The sequence below is a fragment of the Caballeronia sp. SEWSISQ10-4 2 genome (assembly GCF_030464885.1).
Lineage (GTDB): Bacteria > Pseudomonadota > Gammaproteobacteria > Burkholderiales > Burkholderiaceae > Caballeronia.
The window spans coordinates 113,230-136,848 of record NZ_JALPRJ010000011.1 but is presented as its reverse complement, the minus strand read 5'-3'; the positions used below and the strand labels follow the sequence as shown (position 1 = coordinate 136,848).

Sequence of the window (23,619 nt, the reverse complement as noted above, 5' to 3'; positions counted from 1 at the left end):
GGTATGAAATGGAGAACTTTTGCGATGGGTGCGATGGGTGCGACAGTCGCCAGCGTCACGCCGTTCCTCGGCGCCTGCGGCGGCGGCAGCGACGCGCCTCAAGCACCAGTAGTCCGGCTATGCCCGGCATCGCTCGACTACACGACCACCTTCACCGGTGGTGGCGGCAGTGGCGAACTCATCAAGCTGCAACTCGACACGACGAAGCTCACGTGGCAAGTGACCTACGTGGAATCGCCGATCCCTGCCGTCACCGGCACGGTCTCCCCCACTCGGGCCGGCACGACGCAGACCGGCACGCTGACGATGGAAACCGGCCTGCCCACGCAAAAGCTGAATCAGTGCGCCTACCAGTTAAACGGTGCGACGCTCGATGCCACGCGTCCCGCGCGCATCTTCGTGGGCGAAGGTGTGGCGGGCGGCACGATTCCGGGCAAGGAACTCCAGTTCGGCGGGATTCTGGGCCAGGGCGTGGTCCCCGACCGGACCTTCCCGTATTACCCGTTCATCGGCTTCTCGACGCTCGAAACGAATCTCGCCAACGTCGCCGGGACGTATAACCAGCTGGGCTATCACGAGATTCCGTCGCAGAACTATGCGCGACTCTCCGTCGATTCGAAGATCACCATCAATGCCGACGGCACCTGGCAAGAGTGCGACAACACTGGCGTGAACACCGGCAAATGCCAGCAGGCGGGATCGAACTTCGCGCAATCGCCCGATGGCAGCGGCGCGTTCGTCACCAACAACTTCCTCGGGCAAGGGAGACCGACGCTCGCGGCCGGTGCGCTCGGCAAGGGCTACATGATCGTCGGCAAGCTGCGCGGCCAGAACGTGCCGATCCTCGTTCGCGCTGGCGCTGCGAACGCGACGATCACCACAGGCATCCCGCCTTTCGCCGACGACGAATCCGGCATTTCGATGATGTCGCCGCAAACCAACGTGGCGTTGGGATCGGTGAATGGCGAATACGTCGGCGTGGATAACGCCTTCAATTACCGGACGACCGCGCTCAGCGGCACGCAAGCCACCTTGATCGATCCGTTCCAGCCGTCGCAGGTCGCGTTGTCGCGCGCGCTGAATCTCGATTACACGGAAGCCCTTCCGGGTCTGGTGACATCGACTGTAGTGGGTGCGTCGAGCGGCACGACGCCGACCGGCAAGTTCATCTTCTCCGGGGGCGTGTTCGGCTACCTCGACCAGAGCGACCCGACGACACCGTATTTCACCATCGGCTCGTTTGTGCAGTAACCGTCCGGCAGCCCATCAAAAACGGCTGCATGCGAACAATGCCCGTCTTTCTACGAAGACGAGCAGCGTTCGCATGACGGCCTGTAACCGAAGAGAGACGAAATGAAAAAGCTTTTGGCTGCGGGAAAACCGTTGGCTGTAGCGGTGGCAGCGTGTGCGTCGCTGTCGGCACATGCGCAAAGTGCCGGCGATAACGTCGTGGGATTCGGCTGGTTCCACGTCATGCCACAGGACTCGAGCGATGCGCTGACCACGCATGTCGCGCCCACGCCGATCAATACGCCGCTGCGCTTGCCGTCGCAATTCACGTCGGCGGGCACGAGCTTGTCGACGAAGAGCGCCGATACCTTCGGCCTCGTCTTCACGCACTTTTTCACCGATCACATTGCGACCACGTTCGTGGGCGGTGTGCCGCCCGAGTTCGAACTCGATGGTCACGGCACGATTCAGCCGCCGGGGCCGGCGGGCGCGCTGGGCAACCAGAATCTCGATCAAACCAATCCGATCGTGAAAAGCGTGCGGCAGTGGAGCCCTGCGCTGATTTTCCAGTACTACTTCAATTCGCCGACCGCGGCGTTCCGGCCGTTCGCGGGCTTGGGCGTGTCGTACAACTTCTTCACGAACATTAAGCTGACCAACGGCTTCGTCACATCGACGCAGAATAATCTTGGTGCGGTGCTGGCGGCGGGTGCGGGCAAACCGGGACAGACGTCGGTGGAGGCGAAGGCTTCGTCGTCGTGGCAACCGGTGTTCAATATCGGCGCAACTTATAACTTCGACAAACACTGGGGTTTGATTGCTTCGCTAACCTACATTCCGTTGAAGACAACATCGTCGTTGATCATCAAGGCGGCTGACGGTACCGAGCTCGCTACGACGAAGTCAAAGCTGAACGCTAATCCGCTGATTACGTTTTTGGCGGTGTCGTACAGGTTTTGATGGGTGCGGGCGAAATGGAGCGAGCAGGCGAAAAAAAAGCCCGCCTAAGATGGGCGGGCTGAATCCATATCAGTGGAGACATGGAGGAGACAACTGAACTGTACCAAAACCATTGGTGCAGCGCAACATCTGCGTGTCACTTCACATTAATTCGTTGCACGCATACAACATCAAGGCTGCGTCATCGAGAGGATAAAACCCAATTGATCGATGGAAACGGGCTTCACCAGATGGATATCGAAACCGGCTTCCTGCGTCATCGCGTGGTGCTGCGGCTGGCCCCAGCCAGTCAGCGCAACCAGAAGCATCGACGGGCCGCCGGGCAACGCGCGCAACGCTCGCGCGGCGGAAAGACCGTCCATCGGCGACATGCCCAGATCCAGGATCACCACATCCGGCGAGAATTGCCGCGCGACATCGAGCGCCTGCGCTCCGCACGACGCTTGCGCCACTTGATGGCCCAGACCCGTCAGCAGATTGGCCAGACAGCTCAGGGCGTCGTCGTCGTCATCGGTTATGAGAACACGCTTGGTCACGACTGCCCCCTCATTTGCCCGACACCGCGAGCGTCAACTTTCCAGCACCGGCGGTGGTCGCGGTGATCTGCGTGCGCTGCCCACGCGCGCCAATATAAAAATGCTGGCGACCCGGTGAGTTTTGATCGTGTGTGGCGTCCGGCAGGCAGGCGGCAATGTCCGCCGCCACGCCCTGCAACGCGTCAGCCGCCGATCCGGCGTCCGCCGCTTTCGTCCACATGCAGGTAAAAGTGCCGGCTTTCGCCGCGCACTGCGCATCACGGCCGTACGGCTGCGCGACGGCTTTGCCATCGTCGGGTCGCAGGGAGGTGAAACCGTCAGGCGCGGCCGCCACGATGCGCTTCAATGCATCGCAGGCATTGGGAGTGTCGTCAGCGAGAGCGATCCCGGGCGTACTCAGGCAAGCCCACGCAAGGGCCGCCGATGCCGCCACGAACATGAGACCCCGAAGAGTGCTTTTCATAGTGGGCGCTGTCCTGTCTCCGCTTCATCTTTTTATAAGCTGGCTTTGAAGGCAACGTCCAAGTTGCTTCCATGCCAGCTTCCATGCCGGTTCGTCGCCAACGAGACCTTTTAAAAAGCCTGCACCTGCGACGTGTGCCCGTATGTGCGCCACCGAATGCTGTTCGATTCGAAACAATTCAAAACCTGAGGCAGACGGCGCGACAAGTATAGGGAACGTTCCCGTCCATTGCCGCTATTTCTTGTCGATACAACGCCGTCGCATCCGGACATTGCGACTCCCCTTTACAACTGCGCAAGAATCACACCTTCTTTCCCGCGCGCCGCGCCGCGACTTTTCCCAGCACCGCCAGATCCTTGTCGCCGTCGCCTTGAGCAAGAACGTCGATGAGGTTGTCGCGCACCAGGCTCGCCATGGGCAGCGCCACGTTCACGGCGTCGCCGGCTGCAAGCGCGAGCCGCACGTCTTTCAGCCCGAGCCGCGCCTTGAACAACGCCGGTTCATAGCGGTTGTCGGCAATCATCCGGCCATAGCCCTGGTACACCGGTCCCGGAAACAGCGTGTTCGTGATCACGTCGAGGAACGCATGGGGATCGATGCCATGCCCGGTCATCAGCGACGCCGCCTCCGCAGTTGTTTCGATCGCCGATGCCAGCATGAAGTTCGCCGCCAGCTTGAACACGTTCGCGTGTTGCGGTGCAGTACCGACGCGCCAGGTCTTCTGGCCGATGACATCGAAGATGGGCTGCACGCGCGCGATGGCATCGTCCGCACCCGCCGCCACGATGTTCAGCTTGCCCGCCGCCGCCACGTCCGGTCGCCCGAGCACGGGCGCCGCGACATACGCCACGCCGCGCCGTTCGTGCAGGCCCGCCAGCTCCTCGCAGAACGCGACGGAAATCGTCGCCATGTTCACGTGCACAAGGCCCTTCGGCGCGCGCTCGAGCAGGCCGCTGTCGATCAGGACCGCGCGCAACGCGGCGTCATCGGCGAGCATGGAAAACACCGCGTCGCCGGCGAACGCTTCATCCGGCGACGCAACCACGCGCGCGCCGTGTTCGGTGAGCGGTTTCGCCGCGTCGGGCGAACGGTTCCAGACGCGTACCGTGTGGCCTGCCTTCAATGCATTCAGCGCCATCGCGACGCCCATGTTGCCAAGTCCAATGAATCCGATATTCATGTCGTGCTCCTTTTTCGACAAATGCGATGAGTTCCCGATGAACCCGGCGCCAGCGCGACTCAAAGCAGGCGCGTCGAAGCGATGCGATACTCGAATCCATGACGACTGCCACGTTCCGTTTTCATCGGGAGTTAAATGAGTTCCTGGCGCGGCCGCAGCGCGAACAGGCGTTTGCGTGCGTGTGTCCGGCGGCGTCGACGACCAAGCATATGATCGAAGCACTCGGCGTGCCTCACACGGAGGTGACGCTGATTCTACGCAACGGCGTGTCGGCAGGTTTCGATGCACCCATCGAAAACGCTGACTTTATTGATGTCTATCCGCCCGGCGTCATGCCGCGCGCGCTTGAAATCGCGCATCCGCTGCGCGCGCCGTTGCGGCTCGAGACGCTGCGATTTATCGCCGATGCACATCTTGGCGCGCTCGCTCAACTGCTTCGGCTAGCCGGTTTCGATACCCGCTACGACAATCATTTTCCCGACGATGAAATCGAGCAGCTGGCGCTGACCGAACATCGCGTAGTGCTCACGCGCGATCGCGAATTGCTCAAGCGCCGCACGCTCGTCCACGGCTGCTATGTGCGCGCGCTGCAACCCGATGCGCAATGGCGCGAAGTCGCAACGCGGCTCGGACTCGCGCAACACGTCCGCCCTTTCCGCCTGTGCCTGATGTGCAATGCGCCGCTGCGTCGCGCGAATGCGGATGAAGTGAGCGATCGTGTGCCGGAAGGCGTGCTCGAACGGCACGCGCGTTTTGTCACTTGCGATGTGTGCCGGCGGGTATTTTGGGAAGGGTCGCACTGGAAACGGATGCGGGCGCGAATCGAAGAACTGATGGACGGCGCGCCGGGCAATCCGCCGGTTCCGGCATCCGGCTAACAGGCCGGTCGCGTGACGTGCGTACAATACGCGCCTCGGCCTTTGTGCCTCTATAGCTTTTGGAGCTTCGCGTGAAAAAATTCGATCTGGAAAAAAACAAGGCGCTTAAGCTCGCCAACGGCTTGAAGCAAAACAGCGCGTCGAGCTTCGGCCCGCAAGCCGCGCAGCCGAAACTCGACAAGCGCGAACAGCGCCGGCTGGATCAGGAGAAAGGGCTCGTGCCGTTCGCCTGCAAGCTGGACAGCGATCTCGTCAGGCAATTGCAGGACCTCGCGACAAAACATGAAGGCGGGATGACGGAAGCGTTGGCGGACTTGCTGGTGAAGGCAGGGCTGGAACGTAAGGCCGCGGTTTAAGCTTGGAGCGAGGAGTTTGGCCGAATGAACGCGGCGCTATCTATGACCGCAGAACGAAGCGGGGATAAAGCGCAGCGCGGGTTTATCGTCTGCTGAATAAAAGAGGCCGTTCCGGCGTGTCGCGGAACGGCTTTTTAACGCTTGCCTTCGGCCTCGCATTCGCCGCGGGGTTGATCGCGGGCTTGATTGAATAATCAGATCAATCAAACACTCCCTTGCTTCTCGATTACCAGAATTCGCGCGATACCCACCGGCTCGGCAATATGCTCATCGCCGGGCTGAGCATGAAAGATATCGCCGGCATCGAGCAGCACTTCTTCCTCCACGCCGTCTCGCCGCACGCGCATTCGCACCTGGCCGTGCATCACCGCGAAAACTTCCTCGCCATCGTTCACGTGCCATTTATACGGCGCGTCGGTCCAGTGCAGGCGGCATGAGACGCCATTCATCGTGGTGATATCGAGTGCGCCCCACGCGCGCTCGGCCGTAAATTCGCGGCTTTTAACGACTTTCATCAGTGTTCCATCAAAACATCAGGACAAGACCCGCGCTTCGTCGACATCGGCGTGGCGCGCGGCAGGAATGAAGGCGACCGCGATGATCGACAGTGCGATGCCCACCATCACGTAGAACGTCGGCGCCAGCGGTGAACCGGTCACCTTGATGAGCCACGTCACCACGAATTGCCCAAAGCCGCCGAACAGCATGACCGCGACGTTGTACGCAATCGATAACCCCGTCGAGCGGATATGCGCCGGAAACAACTCGGCGAGCAGCGCGCCGAACGGCCCGTAATACCCGGCGAGCGTGATCGACAAAATGCCCTGCACGATAATCAATCGCGTCACGCTGGGTTCAGCGGAAAGCCACACGAACAAGGGATAGATGATCAGGAGCGTGACGATCAGCGACCACAGCGACAATCCCTTTCGGCCGATCCTGTCAGACCACGCACCGGCGACCGGCGACAACACCGTCAGCAGCAAATTGCCCACGATCAACGCAGTGAACGACTGGCCGAATGGCAGCTTCAACTGCTTGACGGCGAACGTCGGCAGATAGCCGATCAACACATAAACGGTCACTGTCAGCGCGATGACCGCGCCGAGTCCGCACATGACTTCGCGGCTATGTTCGCGGAACACTTCGCCGAGCGTCGCGCGCCGCGCCATCTTTTGCGCGTGCATGAACGCCTCGGTTTCCAGCATGTTGCGCCGGAGATAAAACCCGACCGGTCCAATGATCAGCCCGAAGATAAACGGCACGCGCCATCCCCATGACATCAGCGCTTCGGGCGACATGTTGCGCGTAATGATCGATCCGACGATGGCACCCAGCAGCAGCGACGCCGCTTGGCTCGCCATCTGGAAGCTGCCGTAGAAACCGCGCCGGGAGAAAGGCGCTGCTTCGATCAGCAACGCCGTTGCGCTGCCGAACTCGCCGCCGGCCGAGAAACCTTGCAACAGCCGCGCAAACACAATGATCAACGGCGCACCGAGACCGATGGCCGCGTACGGCGGGGCGATCGCGAGCAGGAGAATGCCGAGCGTCATCAACGCAATCACCAGCGTCAGCGCCGCTTTGCGTCCGGCGCGATCGGCGTAGAGCCCGAGCACGATGCCGCCGATCGGTCGCATCACGAACGCCACGCCGAAGGTCGCGGTGGTGAGGAGGATGGAGGAGTAGTCGCTGGTGGTGGGGAAGAACAGCTTCGAGATCACGACGGTCATGAAGCTGAAGACCACGAAGTCATACCATTCGAGCGCATTGCCGATCACGGCCGCCACGATCGCGCGGGTGTTCGGCGTTCTGCGCAAAGCGCCGGAATCACTGGAACCGTTGGAGCTGCCTCGTCTCACCGTTGCCATGTCGCCTCCGCCCGCGAGGGCGTTTCGTCTGCGCTGGGTTGTGCCGCTTGCGTCGAAGGTGCGGCGATTCGACGCACCGGGTCAGATGCCATGCGAGTGTAAAGAGCGCTGAGATCGTTTTCAAGCGACGATAAAAAACGCGCCCGGTTCAAGTAGCGAGGCGCGTTTCGATGTTAGCCGGGTACGTCAGTTTCCAGTTCTGGGCGGCTCAGGCTTTCTTGTTATATGCGTTGCACCAGCCCTTCGATGCAACCTGCTTGCCGCCGAACATGGGACATCCGGCGAAAGCGTCGGTAGGTTTGCCTTGATAGAACGAGCAATTGCCGCAATCCTGGCCGGCGGCGTAGCGCGGGAATTTGGCTTTATCGACAGTCGTGGCGTCGAGCTTGTAGCCGAGGCCTTGCGCCATTGCGTCCGATTCAGCCAGTTTGACGGGGTCGGCGGCGAATGCGGTGCGCGATACCGCCAGTGCCGATGCCACGCCAATGCTCGAGATCAGGAACGTGCGTCGTGAGGATTTCATGAAGATGTGCTCCGTTGTATTGGGGGTGTGCGCCGTTCTTGTCGACGGCGATGCCAAAGGATATCAACGTGGAGCGCAACGTACTCGGCCAAATCTTTGAGATAAGCGAGCACCCATTTATCCGAGCATCTTCGCAACCTTTTCCGCAATCGCCAACGAAGCGGTCAATCCGGGGGACTCGATGCCGAACAAATTCACCAGCCCCGCCATGCCATGCGCCGCCCTTCCCTGAATCAGAAAGTCGGCCGCCGGCTGCCCGGGCCCGGAAAGCTTCGGCCGAATCCCTGCGTAAGCGGGTTGCAGTGCATCGTCGGGAAGATTCGGCCAATACGCGCGAATCGCGGCGTAAAAACCCGCCGCACGCTGCGGATCGACGGAGTAATCGATCTTCTGGATCCATTCCACGTCCGGACCAAACTTGGCCTGCCCACCCATATCCACGGTGAGATGCACGCCCAGTCCAGCTTCATTTGGCATTGGATAGATCAGGCGCTCGAACGGCGTCCGGCCGCTCACGCTGAAGTAATTGCCCTTCGCGAAATACAAGGGCGGCACATGGCGCGCGTCGAGCCCGCGGATAGTGCGCGCGATCTGGTTCGCCCACAGCCCCGCACTGTTGATCACGCAGCCGGCCTGGAAACGCATCGGCGCCTCGCCTCCGGTTTCCACAATAAACGACCCATCGCGAGCATCGATATCCGTCACCGGCGTATGGAATGCCACCGTCGCGCCTTCGCGTTCGGCGTCGCCTTGCAACGCAAGCATGAATTGATGGCTATCGATAATGCCGGTCTGCGGCGACAACACCGCTTCCACGCACTGAAGCTGCGGTTCCAGCTCCATTGCCTCGGCGCCGCTCACGCGTACCAGATCCGTGACGCCGTTCTCAACAGCCTTGTGCTGGATCGCCGCGAGTTGCGGCAACTGGTTGCGCGCCGTGGCAACGAGCAATTTGCCGCAGCGGTTGTACGGAACGCCACGCGCGTCGCAATACTCGTAGAGCATCGCGCGGCCGCGTACGCACAAGTCGGCCTTCAGCGAGCCGCGCGGGTAATAAAGACCCGCGTGGATCACCTCGCTGTTGCGCGAACTCGTGCCGATCCCGACCGCTTCGCCCGCCTCGAGCACGATCACCTCGCGACCGCGGGCGGCCATCGCCCGCGCGACGGCGAGTCCGACCACGCCAGCGCCAATCACCACACATTCGATTCTGTCCATCTCACTATTCTAGGCCAGCCGACGGAACCGGCTCAGGTGCTTTATTGCGCTTTATTGCGTGATTCTCAGTGTCAATTCCAGCGAGACCCCATTTTCCGAAACAATCGAGGCTAGATCGAGAAATATGGCCTTTTTGCCCGGAAAAAGTCAGTTTCAGGCCATATTTTGGAGTGTTTTTGCAGGTTTGGGCAATTCAGCCTGTTCAAAACCCGATCGATTTCTTCCGGCTGCCATTGCCGAGTTCGATGTCCTTCGCTTGCACCTCATGCCGGTTATCGATACGCGCATTGCCGAACGCATTGAGCATCGCCCGCCGCATTTCGCGTGGCGACGCCTTCGTCAAGGCATCGAGCGGCGCATCGCCGAGTGTTTCCGGAAAGCGCGCGCCCCACGCATGCGCGCTGCGGATCTCGTGATAAATCGATTGTGCGATACGGCGCGCGCCATCGCGATCCGGTGGTGCGATCTCGTAGACGTTCATCCGGTTCAGCAGCGGCTCGGGAATCGTGTTCGCCTGATTCGCCGTCGCGATCCACACGACGTTGCCGGCGTTGATCGGAATCTCGGCGAATTCATCGATGAAACTCTGCGCCGTATCGTGCTCCAGCAACGCGTACAGCGCGCCGAGCGGATCGTATTGCGCGTCGCCGGTCGCTTTGTCGATTTCATCGACGGTCATCACCGGATTGGCGTAACTGCCATTCACCAGCGCATCGAAAACCTTGCCCGGCTTCGCGTTGCGCCATTGCGACGACGCGCCCGACAAGATCCAGCCCGCGGTCAGCGAACTCATTGCGAGGTAATGACAGGACGTGCCGAGCAAGCGCGCAAGCTGCTTCGCGAAATGCGTCTTGCCAATACCCGGGTCGCCGAGCAGCAGCATCGGCATCAATTCGAGCCGGTCCTCGGTTTCGAGACACAGCGCGATCTGCTTGCGGATGTCGTTGAGCGGTTCCTCGAAATTGGGCAGATCGGCAACCAGATCGTCAATGGACGGCATCCTGTTCGGCTTCACGCAGAAGCGCAGATTGCCCGCTTTCAGCATCTTTTCGTACGTTGCGCGCAGCGCCTCGCTGCCCCCTTCGCTCATGCCGTTCAACGCGGTTTCGACTTCGTCCAGGTCGTAGACCTTGCTGAACGACGCCACGGCGAGCTCTTGTTTGACTACGGCGGTGGTCATCGTTTTCCCCGAATTGTTGATCGATAAATTCAGTTTATCGGCCATAAAAATGCACGCAAGCGAGCAGTCCCGGGCGTCTGCTGCTAAATCGGGGAAATTGCGATGGTGTCGGCAGGCGAGCCGAAGCGCTTGTATGATCGACAAGTTGCGCGGCGGAAAAAGCCGCTGCGAGCAGGTGCGAAAAGTGCGTCGCCCGACGCATCGGGGCGTGAAGGATAACTGCAGTTTTTGCGCTCGCGTTTGTAGCTTTTGGAAACAGACGGCGCTGAACGCCAGCATCAGATCAATGTCAGAAAACAAGCTACCCGGATCGAAGGGGCCATGGCCCATACGTAATAAGGGATCAGGAGAAAAGCTCATATGTTGAAACATCACACGGCAGCGTTGCTGTTCTGCGCCGCGATTGCCGCGCCTTTCGGCGCCCTTGCACAAAGCACGCCGCCGCAGCCGGTCAAATGGGAATTGCAGGTTTTGCAGGACGGTCAGCAGATCGACAGCTTCACCGGCACGACGAGCGTCGGCCAGGCCCGTACCGATACCCACCATCACGTGGTGAAGAACAACGTAGGTTGCGCGGACAAACCCGCCGGCGATATCGACCTGCAGCGCACCCTCACCGTTTCTCCGATCCACGCCAACAGCGACGACATCACGCTGCAAATCGACGCCCAGGAAACGCTGCAGGACAGCGCCGCGCCCGTCACCGCAGCGGGTTGCAAGCTGCCGCCGCAGCCGCGTCAGGTCAACGCCGCGCATCCCGGACTGGTTTTGAAGCCCGGCGAATGGTCAACGTGGCAGATCGTCGATAAAAACCCGTCGCTCGCCTACAAGGTTCGTGCGACGCTGGCGACGGCTGCGCAGTAGCGCGCGCCGCGCGTCGAATCACACTCGACGCCGCCGCGTCCCACACCGCGCCGTTCAACTCCGCGGTCAACTCATTCATCGCATGCGAAATCCAGAACATTTCACCTCCGGAATTCCCTCCGCTCACGACACCCTCGACTTCGTGGCCGTGAGCTGGAACCTGCACAAGGGGCGCTCACCGCTCGGCCTCCAGGCGTGGAGCGCCATGCAGCGCTGGGTTCAGTCGACCAAAGCCGATGCTTATTTCCTGCAGGAAGCCATGGCGCGCCGGATGCCGCAGCCGGTGCTAGCCGCGAGCTTCGGCAATCCGCTCGATGCCCCCGTCGACGACATCTGGCATTGCCAGGCGACGGAAATTGCGACATCGCTCGATATGCAGATCGCGCTCGGGCAGAACGTGTTCAAACCGTCGTGGCGGCATGGCAACGCAATTCTTTCGCCGCATCCGCTCGATCTGGGCGGACGCTGGGATATTTCGGCGCACCGGTTCGAGCGGCGGGGTTTGCTGGTCGCACGCGCCACGTTCGCCGGGCGTTCGGTCACGCTGCTGTGCGCGCATCTCGCGTTGACGCGGGCGGCGCGGTTGCGGCAGATGAACTGGATCGCTTTGTGGATTTCGAAGGAAGCGCCTGAAGGACCGCTCGTTCTGGCAGGCGATTTCAACGATTGGCGCAACGATTCCGTGCCGCTTTTCGGTGAACTCGGTTTGAGCGAAGTGGCGACCATGCTCGGTGAATCCGGGCGGACCTACCCGGCGTTTTCACCGGCGCTCGCGCTCGACAAGATGTTCGTGCGCGGGATGAAACCGGTGGAATGGATCACGCCGACGCAGGACACTGCTTGGCTGTCCGATCATCTGCCGTATATGGCGAAGCTGCGGGTGGAGTGAGGCGGAGTTTTACGACTTCTCACCGCCAGAAAACGACGTGGCGATCACCGTTTCTATCGCCGTGAACGACACGGGTTTCACCAGATGATGATCGAAGCCCGCATCACGGGCCGCTTGCTTGTCGCTGTCCGCGCCATAACCGGTCAACGCGATCAGCAACGCCGTTTTTGTCACTGCGCGCGTGCGCAATTCCCGCGCGACGTCGAAGCCGCTCATGCCGGGCAAACCGATATCCAGGATCACTACCTCGGGCGCGAAGTCATCGACTATCGCGAGGGCGCTCGGGCCGTCGTGCATGACGCGCACCTCATGACCGAGCGTCTCGAGCAACATCGACATGGCTTCGGCTGCATCGACGCTATCGTCGACGAGCAAAATCCGGCGCGGTTGTGTTGATTCGCCCGGCGCGCCGTCGATCGTCGTCATTGTGCTTCCCTGCATTTTTGAGATTTCTGAACGTGCTGTTGCGGTTGATGGATCAAGCACGCGAATAATTTCAGGATGATACCGGGAAAGGGGAAGGCGGCTGTCAGGTAAGTGCTGATCCGGGACCGCGCGGTGTCCAGCCGAAGCGTGCCGTGCTTGTTTCGCCCGGCATCAAAACCCCGCCGCCCACGTCCTCTCGCGTCGCATCGAGATTCAGAAAGTCCGCCGTATTCGTCACCGGTTCCACGCACAGCAGATCCCGGTTCGCCGCGGGCGCGTATAGAACCATGTGGTCGAACGGGGCATCGGCGGAAAGCCTGATGCTCCGGCGTTCGTCAGGCCAGTCGATGATCGCGGACCTCGACCAGCCGGCGAAGTTGTTGTCCAGATCGAAGGTATCGGCGGATAAGCCTCCCGGCGATGCCAGCAGATCGACGCAAGGATGTGCACCGAGAAACGTCGGCAGGAGATCCTTTGTGGCGTGCCACATCGCGCGCACGTTGGTGCGAATGCGCGTGGCGGGCGTTCGCGGGTAATAAGGATGGTGGCCCATGCCGAACGGCATGGGCCGATCGGCGAGATTGCGTATCGACATCGTGACGAACAAGCCTTCTGAAGCGTCAAGTTCAAAACGCTGCGTCGCTTCGTATCGATACGGCCAGTGGTGCGCCGGTTCATCGCCGGGTTCGTGGTTCAGGTGTAACTCGACCGCGGTTGCCGATACCGAGCCAACTCGCCACGACCGCCGCCATGCGTGCCCGTGCAGCGCGTGATCGAACGAATTGCCATCGCGGGATAGATCGACCTTGTGGCCGTCGAAGACAAAACGCGCGTCGCGTAGTCGATTGCAGTACGGCAGCAAGGGAAAGCTCGCCATGCCGAGCGGGTTGCAGGAGGCGAGTGCGTCGGCCGAAGCGGGACGCAGCCAATGCAACGGCGTTGCGCTAGTGGCGATCGTGGCACTGTCTGGCAGATCGTAGAACGCCGCGATCGCGCCGCCTACGTGCGGCGCAAGCAGCACCCGCCGATCCCCCGAACGCAGTTCGATTAGCTCGCCATCATTCAACGCGATGCGAAACGCGTCGTCAGCGTGCTTGGTAATGGTAGTGGGCGTGGCGGCGTCGTTCAATATGCAAACCGTTGATAACTTTCGTCGAAGGTCCGCGGTGTCTGCTCGACTTGCGGGCTATAACGCAGCAGCCGTTTCGCGCGGGCAGGCAGTGCGGCGAACACGTCGCGTGGCACTTGTATCTGCACTTCCGGCCTGAAATACCACGAACGGCTATAACCGATAACGACCATCGGACGCGGGGTATCGATGAAATTCGGCGTTCCTCGATGTAACCCGCGCACATCGCGGATCATCGCGTCGCCGAGTTGCATCGGGACGCGTTCAGCCGGGAACTTGCCACTCACCAAACCCGCAAGCGCCTCCTCCCGCGATATCCGATGCGTCCCGCGCGTCGTTTCCAGCGAGCCGTTTCGTTCATCTACATCGACGAGCGGAAAATTCACCGCCAACTGGAACGACGGCGTTTCTGGGAAATTATCGAACAAAGGCGGCGTGTCGCGATGCCAGCCCTGGAAGTCGGAACCACGCACGGGGGTATCGGTAGCGAGCTGACACATCACCGGATCAGGCCCGGCGATTCGCTCGACGATCCCCAGCACGTCGTCATCGCAAAAAATGGCGGGGTCGGCGAACTCGCCTTCGAACGGCAACGTGACGTAATACCGGCCCGGCCCGCGATTGCCGCTGCCACCCTGCTGCTGTGCCGCGTCTGCATGGGGCTTGAACAACAGCTCGAAAGCCGCGCGCCATGTTTCGAGCGTCGCACGCGGGAAATGGCTCGGCAGCAGGACAAAACCATCGCGTTCGAAATCCTCCGCAAGTGCATCGCGAGCGCGCTCGTCGTAGCGGGCCATCGTCGTCTCCTTGTGTTGCGCCACGCGAATCGGGCGCGGTCGGCACGCGCGGCTTGCATCCCGAGAATCGCACGATCGCTATCGGCTAGTCAATATTATTAGTAATAACACTTAGATTGGTTGAATCGCACGGTAAGCCATGCGCATCAATGGTTTCTGAGCGTTGTCGGTAGGAAATATTAGTGGTAACGTCGGCGGCATCCAAAGACCGTTTCAGCGCATCGACAACGCCGCTTTTTCGCGGCCTCACAAAATGAAAAAATCCACACAACGCCGTCCGACGATGACCGACATCGCGAAGCTGACCGGCGTCTCGCAATCCACCGTGTCGCTCGTGCTGAACAACGCGACCGGCGCGAAATTCTCCGATACCACCCGAAACAAAGTACTCAAGGCGGCGCAGGATCTCGGCTACCGGATGACGACGCGCGAACCGTCGGACGCGGCGATCACGGCGGACGAAAAGAACCTGATCGTGTATCTCGCCGATGAGATATCTACAAGTCCGCATCCGGTAGTGAACATTGACGGCGCACGCGATACAGCGTTCGCAAACGGCCGAATGCTTGCTGTTTACTCGACCCACGGCAACGCGGAAATCGAGCGGCAGGTGCTCGACGCGACGCTCACCAATCCCAACGTACTTGGCGTGATCTACGCGACCGTTTATACGCGCAAGGTGACGCTTCCGGCAGCGCTTTCAAAAGTGCCGACGGTCCTGTTGAACTGCTACACAAGTGATTCCGAGCTTTCATCGGTGGTCCCGGCGGAGGTCACGGGAGGCCATACCGCGACGGAATATTTGCTGAACGCGGGGCATCGAAGGATTGGGTATGTGAACGGTGAGCCCTGGCAAGACGCGTCGCGTGACCGGCTGAAGGGGTATCGGATGGCGCTCGCGACGGCTGATCTTCCATTCGCCGCCGAGTTGGTGCGTGAAGGCGACTGGAGCTCTGGCTCTGGCTTCGAACAAACACTTTCGCTCATGCGCGAATCCAACCCGCCAACCGCCATTTTCTGCGCGAACGACCTGATGGCGCTCGGCGCGATCGAAGCGCTCAAGCAGCTGGGACTGCGCGTGCCGGATGACGTATCGGTGCTCGGTTACGACGATCAGGAAATTGCCCGGCATACCCATCCGCCTCTTTCCACGGTCGTCTTGCCGAACTACGAACTGGGCCGATGGGCCGTCGAAACGCTGCTCCAGGAAGAGCACAACCGCGCCGCCGGCGCCCCCGTTCGCCGACGCACCGTGAAGCTCGATGGACCGTTGGTCGAGCGTGCATCGGTAAGGGTAATCACCGTAGCAAAACAGCCAGAAATTAATAATATTAGCGATTGATCAATAATAAAATACGGTGAAGTAATCATCGCATCATCGCACCCCGACTTATTGAGATGGAGCAGAGAAGACGGAAAACACAGCAGGACTGAGGCACCTAAAAAAACAGGACCATCCATACCGGAGGAAGACATGCTGTCGCTTGAAAACTTCAACAAACGCAAATTCCCGTTGCGCGTGCTTGCCGCGTCCGCGCTCGCGCTGTCGATGTCAGCGGGCCTCAGCATTGCCCACGCCGATGACGCCGGCCTGCCGAAACTCGCGAACAAGAAGCCGCTGCGCGTCGGCTTCGCTCAGACCGAGAGCAACAACCCGTGGCGTCTGGCCGAAACCAAGAGCTTCAAGGACATCGCGGCGAAGTGCGGCTGGCAATTGGTGATGACCGACGCGAACAGCTCGGCATCGAAACAAGTCGCCGATATCCAGAGCATGATCGCGCAGCACGTCGACCTGATCGTGTTCCCGCCGCGTGAAGAAAAGCCGCTTGCGCCGATCGTGTTGCAAGCGAAGAAAGCGGGCATTCCCGTGATCCTGGTCGACCGTAACGTGGATCAATCGGTGGCTAAAGCGGGCCAGGACTACATCACGTTTATCGGCTCGGATTTCATCGACCAAGGGCAACGCGCCGCCGACTGGCTGATTAAAGCGACCGGTGGCAAGGGCAAAATCGTCGAACTGGAAGGATCAACGGGTGCGTCCGCTGCGAACGATCGCAAGAGGGGTTTCGACGATGTGATCGCGAAGAATCCGGGCATGCAGATCGTGGCATCGCAGAGCGGCGATTTCGCGCGCGACAAGGGTCGGCAAGTCATGGAAACGCTGCTTCAGGCTCATCCCGATGTAACCGCCGTCTACGCGCATAACGACGAAATGGCGCTTGGCGCAATCGCTGCGATCAAGGCGGCCGGCAAGCAGCCGGGCAAGGACATCACGATTGTGACTATCGACGGGACGAAGGGCGGCATGGACGCCATCGCGGCCGGCGAACTCGGCGCGAGCGTGCAGTCGAGCCCGTTCTTCGGCCCGCTCGCATGCGATGTCGCGCAGAAGTTCGCGAAGGGTGAAACGATACCGCCATGGGTGAAAGTCTCCGACCGCTTCTACGATAAAAGCAACGTAGCGCAGAGCATGCAATACGGCTATTGAGCGAACGTGTATCGCTCTTGGTACAGAGCAATGAAGATGTTCGAAGCGGCGCGCCCGGTCTTTAGCGGGCCGTCGCTTCTTTTGTATCCGGCGGACGGACCGCATCTATCGCGGGAAACCAACGCCAGGGAGACGCGCTAGATGAACACGCCGCAATCTGGATCTTCCTCCATGACCCGCCCGCCGCTGCTCGAGATGCAGGACATTGACATCAGCTTTGGTGGCGTAGCCGCGTTGCGCCATGCGCGGCTGTCCGTGTCAGCCGGAGAGGTGCATGCGCTGATCGGGCAGAACGGCGCGGGTAAATCGACGCTCATCAAGATTCTCACCGGCGCCTATCGGCGCACGGCGGGCACCATTCGCTTCGATGGCCGCGAAGCCGATTTCCGCAGCCCGAAAGAAGCGCGCGAAGCCGGCATTAGCACGATCTATCAGGAGATCAATCTCGTCCCGTTCCGCTCGATTGCCGAGAACATTTTTCTGGGCCGCGAACCGCGCCGGTTTGGCTTGATCGACTGGAAGACGATTCATCGGCGTGCACAGGAATTGCTCGACTCCTTTGGCTTGCAGATCGATGTGAGCAAGCCCGTGCGTGAGTTTTCGACTGCCATTCAACAAATGGTGGCGTTGGCGCGGGCGGTATCGTCGGAGGCGAAGATGGTCATCATGGACGAGTCCACGTCCTCGCTCGATGAACGCGAAGTCGAACTGCTGTTCAGCGTCGTGCGGCGTTTGCGCGATGACGGCCGCGCGGTGATTTTCGTCTCGCATCGGCTGGATGAGTTGTATGCGCTGTGCGACCGCGTCACCGTGATGCGCGATGGGCAAACCGTCGCGGAAAGCCCGATGGCTGCGCTCGACAAACTGCAACTCGTGACCACCATGCTCGGGCGCACACTCGCTGCCGTCGTGCATGAAGACAGCGCCGTGAAGGAAGCCAATCTCGCGAAACGCGGGGCGACGGCGATCAGTGCGACAAACATAGGTGCGGGCGCGAAGGTGACGGACGTATCGCTCGATGTTCACTCGGGCGAGGCTGTGGGTCTAGCCGGGCTGCTCGGCTCGGGCCGCACGGAAACCATGCGGCTGATGTTCGGCGCGGATCCGGCCGAGCGCGGTTCGCTTTCCATCGACGGCAAGCCGGTCACGCTCAAGTCGCCGCAAGACGCGATTGCGCGTGGTATCGCGTATCTCACCGAGGATCGCAAAGGCGATGGCATCGTGCCGGAGCTGTCCGTGCGCGACAACCTCACGCTCGTGTGCCTGCGCACGCTGACCAAACGCGGCGTAGTCGATGTCGCGAAGCAACGGGAGATCGTGGATCGGTTTATCGAATCGCTGGGGATCAAGTTGCGTTCGCCCGATCAGCCGATTCGCGAATTGTCGGGCGGTAACCAACAGAAGGTTTTACTGGCGCGCTGGTTAGCGACGAATCCAAGCCTGCTGCTGCTCGATGAGCCCACACGCGGTATCGATGTCGGCGCGAAAGCCGATGTCGCGAAGATCATCCGCGACTTGCGCGACTCGGGGCTGGCGGTGTTGCTGTCGGCATCGGAACTGGAAGAGCTCACCGCCGTGGCCGACCGCGCCGTCGTGATCCGCGATGGCAAGACCGTCGCCGAACTCGACGGTGCGCGCATGAGCGAAGCGTCGATCATGGATGCGATTGCTTACGGATCGGGCGAGCAGTCCGCGCTGGCCGAAGCCGTCGATGCTAAAGAAGGTCAGCCATGAATCAGAAAACGCAACCGGCCACAGCCGCGCCGCTTGTGCAAGCAGCGCCGAAGAAAAAGTATCGAATCACGGTTCAACGCGAGATCGCAGTGCTGCTCGCGATGATCGTCTTCAACCTGCTCTTCACGCAGCACTTCTGGTCGCTGCAGACCTTCAACGTCAATCTGACGCAGGTGGTGACGATCGTGATCGTCGGCATTGGGATGACCTTGGTCGTGGCGACGGGGGGTATCGATTTATCGGTGGGCGCGTCGATGGCGATTGCGGGTTCGCTCGCACCGATGATCTTCATGAACATGGCGGGACCGTTCGGCATTGCATTGGCCTTTGTCTTGCCCGTTTTGGCAGCCGCCCTCTGCGGCGTGTTCAACGGCTTTCTTGTGACGAGGCTTGCCGTGCAGCCGATTGTCGCGACGTTGGTGCTGTTCATCGCGGGGCGCGGCATTGCGCAGGTGTTCACCGATGGAAGCCTGCAAGCCTTCAACAACCCCGCGTTCCAGTGGATCGCGCTGGGCCGTGTGGCGGGCGTACCGGCGCAAGTGTTCCTCATGCTTGCGCTCGTGGCGTTGTTTGCATGGATCGTGCGCAAGACCTTGTTCGGGCAGTACCTGCTCGTGACGGGCGGCAACGAACAGGCCGCCTACTTGAGCGGCATCCCAACGGCGCGCGTGAAGATGATCGCGTACACCTTGTGCGCGGCGCTCGCGGGGTTGGCAGGGTTGATATCGATATCCGTGAATTCTTCGTCGGACGCCAACGTGATTGGTGTAGGTTCCGAGCTCGATGCGATTGCTGCGGTGGCCGTCGGCGGAACGGCGTTGACGGGCGGCAAGGCGTACATAGTCGGGACGTTGATCGGCGCGCTGATCATTCAATTGCTGCGATATACCCTCCTCGCCCACGGCATTCCCGACGCTGCCGCGCTCGTGGTGAAAGCCGGGATCATCATTGCCGCAGTGTATGTACAGCGGCGTCAGCGTTAGGGAGATATCGACATGAAAAAGAACCTTCCCATTCTGTTGGCGTTAGCGGCGTTGCTCGTGCTGGGCGTGCTTCGATACGACCATTTTGCCTCGGCGTACAACATCAATTCATTCTGGCGATACAACTCGATGTTCGCGTTGATATCGGTGGGCATGGCGTTCGTGATCATCACGGGTGGCATTGACTTGTCCGTGGGCGCGGTGGCGGCGTTGGCGAGTGTTGTAGCGGCACTCGCGAGTCCACATGGCGGCGAGGTCGCAGTAGTGGCCGGCGCGGGAGCGGGACTCGCGGTCGGCGTGTTGAACGGCCTGGTCATTACGCACATGCGGATCTTGCCGTTCATCGTAACGTTGGCGACAAGCCTCGGGGCGCATGGAATGGCGTTATTGCTGGGGCATAACGATGCCGTGTCAATCGCGCCCAGTTCGAGTTTCGGCAACTTTGGCCAAGGCGACTTATTGTCCCTGCCGATACCGGGAATCGTGGCGGCCGTGGCTGCGATATTGGGCTGGCTGGCGCTACGAAGCACACGCTTCGGGCGACATGCGCTTGCAATAGGCGGCAGCGAAGAAGCCTCACGTTTGATGGGTTTGAACGTGGACCGGACGCTGGTTGCGGTCTATGCGCTAAGCGGTTTGCTGGCGGGATTAGCTGGAGCGATCCTGGCGGCGCAGTTCGGCGCAGGGCAACCGAATGAAGGCGTGGGTTGGGAGTTGTTCGCGATATCGGCAGTGGTGCTGGGCGGGACGTTATTGACCGGAGGACAAGGGTCGATCGCAATGACGATTGCCGGCGTCGCACTGCTGGGTTTGGTGTTCAACCTGCTCAACTTCGAGAATGGACTGGGCTTTATAAGTCTGTCGGCGTATTGGCAATCGGTGATACGGGGCGTGTTTTTGTTGCTGGTGATCGTGCTGCAAGCGCGCGTGCTGAGGAAGCGGGTGACGGTGACGAAGCTTGCTCATTGAGATATGAGAGCGCAAGCTCCGAGGCCGACAATCTGCTAACTTACGATGACTAATCCAGCTCCGCCCCAGAAGGCGAAAAGCCGCCATGTTCGACCTATTCGACGACATCCCCAAGCCCGACATTATCTGGCTGCCTGACTGGCTGGACCCGCCGACGGCGTCGGACACATTAGCTGCCTTGCTCGATGAAGTCGTCTGGCAGCAGGACATCATGAACACGCCCGCTGGCAAAGTGCCCTTCCCACGCCTGACGGCCTGGCAGGGGGACCCCGGCGCGGTCTACGTGTACTCCGGCATCCGCAACATTCCCAAGCCGTGGACCCCAACGGTCCTGGCGTTAAAAACACAGGCCGAAGCGGAATCGAAGACCCGCTTCAACAGCGTGTTGCTCAACCGCTACCGGACAGGCATGGACAGCATGGGCTGGCATGCGGACAAGGAGCGCGAACTGGGACCACAACCGGCCATAGCCTCAGTGAGTCTGGGAACAACGCGAACCTTCGAGTTCCGGCATACCAAGACGCGCCAAACTCATACGCTTCAACTCACGCACGGCAGCTTGCTTATCATGCAAGGCCGGACGCAACTTGAGTGGGCCCATCGAGTGCCGAAGGAACCGGAGGCACGCGGCGAACGGATCAACCTGACCTTCCGCTATGTGGACTCAACGGCAACTAAAAAGAGCCCGTAGAAAGCCTCAGCGCTTCGCCACGAAATCAATCTCTACGAGCGCATCGCGAGCCAACCCCGTCACGCCGATACACGTGCGCGCCGGCAACGGCTTCGGCAGAAAGTAGCTTTTATAAACCTCGTTCATCGCGGCGTAATCGCGTTTGAATTCGGTCAGAAAAATCCGCACGCTAACCACGTTATCCAACGACAACCCAATCCCTTCCAGCACAAGAATCAGGTTGTCCATCACCCGTCGCGTTTGCGCTTCAACGCCCTCGGGCAAGGGCTTTGAGTCATCGGCGGGATCGGTCGGCATTTGGCCGGTGAGAAACACCCAGTCATCCGCTTCGGCTGCGTGAGAAAAAGGACCGACCGGCGTGGGCGCGGCATCGACCATCGAAAAGGTGGGTAACGTCATTGCGTCTCCTTAAAAAGCACAGCTCGATAACGTAACGGATCAAAAATCCTGACGCCCGGCCAGGAGATCACAAGATGGGACACATGCGGCAATATTAAAGCCCGCGAAAAGCATCGCCCGAAAACCCTACAATTTCATTACGCAACGACGGCATGCGCCTTGCTCCATGTGAGCACCACAGGACGATCCCATGCCCAAGAGAAAGCAACTCAAGCTCCCCAGTCCCAACGATCGTCAGGCGCTCCTCAACGCGCGCCGCAACATGAAGATGGCCGAATCGGCGCATGCCTACGTGCGCGGCAATACGAGCAAGTTCTATGAATGGCTCGACGGCATCGAAGGCCACGCGCTGCCCGAAGGTCCGGCGATCTGGATCTGCGGCGATTGCCACACCGGCAATCTCGGGCCGGTCGCCAACGCCGATGGCCGCGTGGAGATCCAGATTCGCGATCTCGACCAGACCGTGATCGGTAATCCGGCGCACGACATTATCCGGCTGGGGTTATCGCTGGCAACGGCTGCACGCGGCTCCGACCTGCCCGGCGTGACGACGGCACGCATGATGGAAGCGCTCGCGCAAGGCTACGAACACGCCTTCGATCACCACCGCCATCGCCCTGCCAAGAACGCGAAGCCTGAAGCAGTACGCGTCATGATGAAGGAAGCCGTGCGGCGCACGTGGCAACAACTGGCGATCGAACGTATTGAAGATATTGAACCGAGCATTCCCCTCGGCAAGCGTTTCTGGCCACTCGACAAGAACGAGCGCGCCGAAATAAAGGCGTTGTTCGGGCGGCGCGAGATCGCGGATATCGCCACCACGCTGCGTAAGAACGCGGATGAAGAAAACGTCGCCGTAATCGATGCCGCGTATTGGGTGAAGGGCTGCAGCTCGCTCGGCCGCTTGCGTTATGCGGTGTTGCTGGACATCGATGGCGGCGCGATAGACGGCGACGATCTCTGTCTCATCGATATCAAGGAAGGCGCCAAAGCCGCAGCGCCGCGTTATACCGATCAGGACTCGACCAAGCGCATGCCGCGCGATAACGCAGAACGGATCGTGGAAGGAGCGCGGCATCTGACGCCGTGGCTTGGAGAACGGATGCGTTCGGCGCGCCTGAGCGACCGGTCGGTTGTGATTCGTGAATTGTTGCCGCAGGACATGAAGCTGACGGTGGAGCAACTGACGCAAGAAGAAGCGATGAAAGCGGCGTACTTCCTGGCGATGGTGGTCGGCAAGGCGCACGCGCGGCAGATGAATACGGCGGAACGGCGTGCGTGGTTATCGGAGTTGCGGCGCGCGAAGACGAAATCACTCGATGCACCGTCGTGGCTGTGGACAAGTATCGTGGAACTGGTGAGCAGTCACGAAGCGGGTTATCTCGAACATTGCCGTCGATACGCGCTAACGCCAGCTTCGTAGCGCACATGAAAAGGGCCGTTCCAACATCAGTTGGAACGGCCCTTCTTCGTACGCAATAGTTCTCGATCAAACCGGCGTCTTAACCGGTCAGAGCGCCGATCAAAACTCAATCACGGTCGCCGCGGTGGTCGCCGTGCCAGCGATGATCCCGCCCTTCGTCATGGCGCCATTCACGGTGACGCCATTCGCGCTCGCGCCAGCCCTCGTCGTCGCGATATCCGCCATAACCGCCGTAACCGCCATATCCATAGCCCACGACAACAGGCGGTGGTGGTGCAACGTACACCGGTGCCGGTGCGTAATAACCCGGTACGCCGATCCCCACGGCGACATCGACGTGAGCGCACGCCGCCGCTGACACCATCAACGCGCTCAAGCCCAGTACAGCACCCAGGATCTTCTTATTCATTGCGTCTCTCCGTGCACATGGTGTGC

At 60.6% G+C, this 23,619-nt stretch carries 26 protein-coding genes; 13 read left to right on the top strand and 13 right to left on the bottom strand.

The features are described 5' to 3' along the window. Nucleotides 1-3 precede the first annotated feature (3 nt). Nucleotides 4-1,251 carry a DUF2957 domain-containing protein gene (locus M0D69_RS10215; RefSeq protein WP_301781903.1) on the top strand — a complete coding sequence of 416 codons (1,248 nt, stop codon included), beginning with the start codon at nucleotides 4-6 and terminating at the stop codon, nucleotides 1,249-1,251. 102 nt (nucleotides 1,252-1,353) lie between these two features. Beyond that, a complete protein-coding gene (locus M0D69_RS10210) occupies nucleotides 1,354-2,190 on the top strand; it encodes an OmpW family protein (protein ID WP_301781902.1) in 837 nt (278 codons plus the stop codon). Nucleotides 2,191-2,360: 170 nt separating this feature from the next. Here M0D69_RS10210 and M0D69_RS10205 read toward each other — a convergent pair whose 3' ends face one another. From M0D69_RS10205 to M0D69_RS10195, 3 genes are all read right to left on the bottom strand, one after another. After that, nucleotides 2,361-2,726 carry a response regulator gene (locus M0D69_RS10205; protein WP_301781901.1) on the bottom strand — a complete coding sequence of 122 codons (366 nt, stop codon included), beginning with the start codon at nucleotides 2,724-2,726 and terminating at the stop codon, nucleotides 2,361-2,363. Between the two features lie 10 nt (nucleotides 2,727-2,736). Beyond that, nucleotides 2,737-3,165, bottom strand: coding sequence for a hypothetical protein (locus M0D69_RS10200; protein ID WP_301781930.1), 429 nt, complete (start codon nucleotides 3,163-3,165; stop codon nucleotides 2,737-2,739). A gap of 325 nt (nucleotides 3,166-3,490) precedes the next feature. Beyond that, nucleotides 3,491-4,390, bottom strand: coding sequence for an NAD(P)-dependent oxidoreductase (locus M0D69_RS10195; RefSeq protein WP_367619699.1), 900 nt, complete (start codon nucleotides 4,388-4,390; stop codon nucleotides 3,491-3,493). A 77-nt stretch (nucleotides 4,391-4,467) separates the two neighbouring features. On the opposite strand from M0D69_RS10195, the gene M0D69_RS10190 reads away from it, so the two are divergent. Together M0D69_RS10190 and M0D69_RS10185 are read left to right on the top strand one after the other, a co-directional pair. Further along, nucleotides 4,468-5,247: a Mut7-C RNAse domain-containing protein gene (locus M0D69_RS10190; protein ID WP_301781900.1), complete on the top strand. Its 780-nt coding sequence runs from the start codon at nucleotides 4,468-4,470 to the stop codon at nucleotides 5,245-5,247. Nucleotides 5,248-5,318: 71 nt separating this feature from the next. Then, the gene (locus M0D69_RS10185) at nucleotides 5,319-5,603 is read left to right on the top strand and encodes a hypothetical protein (RefSeq protein ID WP_301781899.1); all 285 of its coding nucleotides are present in this window, start codon (nucleotides 5,319-5,321) and stop codon (nucleotides 5,601-5,603) included. Between the two features lie 203 nt (nucleotides 5,604-5,806). On the opposite strand, the gene M0D69_RS10180 is transcribed toward M0D69_RS10185, so the two are convergent. From M0D69_RS10180 to M0D69_RS10160, 5 genes are all read right to left on the bottom strand, one after another. Beyond that, nucleotides 5,807-6,118 carry a cupin gene (locus M0D69_RS10180; protein WP_301781898.1) on the bottom strand — a complete coding sequence of 104 codons (312 nt, stop codon included), beginning with the start codon at nucleotides 6,116-6,118 and terminating at the stop codon, nucleotides 5,807-5,809. Nucleotides 6,119-6,136: 18 nt separating this feature from the next. After that, entirely contained in the window at nucleotides 6,137-7,471 is a 1,335-nt protein-coding gene (locus M0D69_RS10175) for an MFS transporter (protein ID WP_301781897.1), read from the bottom strand. 208 nt (nucleotides 7,472-7,679) lie between these two features. Then, nucleotides 7,680-7,994: a high-potential iron-sulfur protein gene (locus M0D69_RS10170; RefSeq protein WP_301781896.1), complete on the bottom strand. Its 315-nt coding sequence runs from the start codon at nucleotides 7,992-7,994 to the stop codon at nucleotides 7,680-7,682. 117 nt (nucleotides 7,995-8,111) lie between these two features. Beyond that, nucleotides 8,112-9,212: an NAD(P)/FAD-dependent oxidoreductase gene (locus tag M0D69_RS10165; RefSeq protein ID WP_301781895.1), complete on the bottom strand. Its 1,101-nt coding sequence runs from the start codon at nucleotides 9,210-9,212 to the stop codon at nucleotides 8,112-8,114. 202 nt (nucleotides 9,213-9,414) lie between these two features. Next, nucleotides 9,415-10,392, bottom strand: coding sequence for an AAA family ATPase (locus tag M0D69_RS10160; RefSeq protein WP_301781894.1), 978 nt, complete (start codon nucleotides 10,390-10,392; stop codon nucleotides 9,415-9,417). A gap of 360 nt (nucleotides 10,393-10,752) precedes the next feature. Between M0D69_RS10160 and M0D69_RS10155 the strand changes: the two genes are divergently transcribed. Both M0D69_RS10155 and M0D69_RS10150 read left to right on the top strand, forming a co-directional pair. After that, a complete protein-coding gene (locus tag M0D69_RS10155; RefSeq protein ID WP_301781893.1) occupies nucleotides 10,753-11,256 on the top strand; it encodes a hypothetical protein in 504 nt (167 codons plus the stop codon). Nucleotides 11,257-11,338: 82 nt separating this feature from the next. Next, nucleotides 11,339-12,145, top strand: coding sequence for an endonuclease/exonuclease/phosphatase family protein (locus M0D69_RS10150; protein ID WP_301781892.1), 807 nt, complete (start codon nucleotides 11,339-11,341; stop codon nucleotides 12,143-12,145). A gap of 9 nt (nucleotides 12,146-12,154) precedes the next feature. Here the strand turns inward: M0D69_RS10150 and M0D69_RS10145 are convergent, their stop codons facing one another. The 3 genes from M0D69_RS10145 to M0D69_RS10135 all read right to left on the bottom strand — a co-directional run bounded on the left by M0D69_RS10145 (nucleotide 12,155) and on the right by M0D69_RS10135 (nucleotide 14,497). Continuing rightward, entirely contained in the window at nucleotides 12,155-12,571 is a 417-nt protein-coding gene (locus tag M0D69_RS10145; protein WP_301781891.1) for a response regulator, read from the bottom strand. Between the two features lie 103 nt (nucleotides 12,572-12,674). Beyond that, nucleotides 12,675-13,643 (bottom strand): aldose 1-epimerase, encoded by a 969-nt coding sequence (locus M0D69_RS10140; RefSeq protein ID WP_301781928.1) that lies wholly within the window; start codon nucleotides 13,641-13,643, stop codon nucleotides 12,675-12,677. A gap of 53 nt (nucleotides 13,644-13,696) precedes the next feature. After that, nucleotides 13,697-14,497, bottom strand: a complete 801-nt coding sequence (locus M0D69_RS10135; protein WP_301781890.1) for a phytanoyl-CoA dioxygenase family protein — start codon at nucleotides 14,495-14,497, stop codon at nucleotides 13,697-13,699. 283 nt (nucleotides 14,498-14,780) lie between these two features. Between M0D69_RS10135 and M0D69_RS10130 the strand changes: the two genes are divergently transcribed. The 6 genes from M0D69_RS10130 to M0D69_RS10105 all read left to right on the top strand — a co-directional run bounded on the left by M0D69_RS10130 (nucleotide 14,781) and on the right by M0D69_RS10105 (nucleotide 21,362). Beyond that, complete coding sequence (locus tag M0D69_RS10130) at nucleotides 14,781-15,839, top strand: LacI family DNA-binding transcriptional regulator (protein ID WP_301781927.1); 1,059 nt, start codon at nucleotides 14,781-14,783, stop codon at nucleotides 15,837-15,839. Nucleotides 15,840-15,971: 132 nt separating this feature from the next. Next, a complete protein-coding gene (locus M0D69_RS10125; protein WP_301781889.1) occupies nucleotides 15,972-16,985 on the top strand; it encodes an ABC transporter substrate-binding protein in 1,014 nt (337 codons plus the stop codon). Nucleotides 16,986-17,156: 171 nt separating this feature from the next. Then, the gene (locus M0D69_RS10120; protein ID WP_301781926.1) at nucleotides 17,157-18,719 is read left to right on the top strand and encodes a sugar ABC transporter ATP-binding protein; all 1,563 of its coding nucleotides are present in this window, start codon (nucleotides 17,157-17,159) and stop codon (nucleotides 18,717-18,719) included. Then, complete coding sequence (locus M0D69_RS10115) at nucleotides 18,716-19,702, top strand: ABC transporter permease (protein ID WP_301781888.1); 987 nt, start codon at nucleotides 18,716-18,718, stop codon at nucleotides 19,700-19,702. Before M0D69_RS10120 ends, M0D69_RS10115 begins: the two co-directional genes overlap by 4 nt. Nucleotides 19,703-19,714: 12 nt before the next feature. Then, entirely contained in the window at nucleotides 19,715-20,671 is a 957-nt protein-coding gene (locus M0D69_RS10110; RefSeq protein WP_301781887.1) for an ABC transporter permease, read from the top strand. A gap of 85 nt (nucleotides 20,672-20,756) precedes the next feature. Then, nucleotides 20,757-21,362 (top strand): alpha-ketoglutarate-dependent dioxygenase AlkB, encoded by a 606-nt coding sequence (locus tag M0D69_RS10105; RefSeq protein WP_301781886.1) that lies wholly within the window; start codon nucleotides 20,757-20,759, stop codon nucleotides 21,360-21,362. A 6-nt stretch (nucleotides 21,363-21,368) separates the two neighbouring features. Here the strand turns inward: M0D69_RS10105 and M0D69_RS10100 are convergent, their stop codons facing one another. After that, the gene (locus M0D69_RS10100; RefSeq protein ID WP_301781885.1) at nucleotides 21,369-21,761 is read right to left on the bottom strand and encodes a RidA family protein; all 393 of its coding nucleotides are present in this window, start codon (nucleotides 21,759-21,761) and stop codon (nucleotides 21,369-21,371) included. 190 nt (nucleotides 21,762-21,951) lie between these two features. Between M0D69_RS10100 and M0D69_RS10095 the strand changes: the two genes are divergently transcribed. After that, nucleotides 21,952-23,184: a DUF2252 domain-containing protein gene (locus tag M0D69_RS10095; protein WP_301781884.1), complete on the top strand. Its 1,233-nt coding sequence runs from the start codon at nucleotides 21,952-21,954 to the stop codon at nucleotides 23,182-23,184. 106 nt (nucleotides 23,185-23,290) lie between these two features. Here M0D69_RS10095 and M0D69_RS10090 read toward each other — a convergent pair whose 3' ends face one another. Further along, nucleotides 23,291-23,593: a hypothetical protein gene (locus tag M0D69_RS10090; protein WP_301781883.1), complete on the bottom strand. Its 303-nt coding sequence runs from the start codon at nucleotides 23,591-23,593 to the stop codon at nucleotides 23,291-23,293. Between the last annotated feature and the right edge of the window lie 26 nt (nucleotides 23,594-23,619).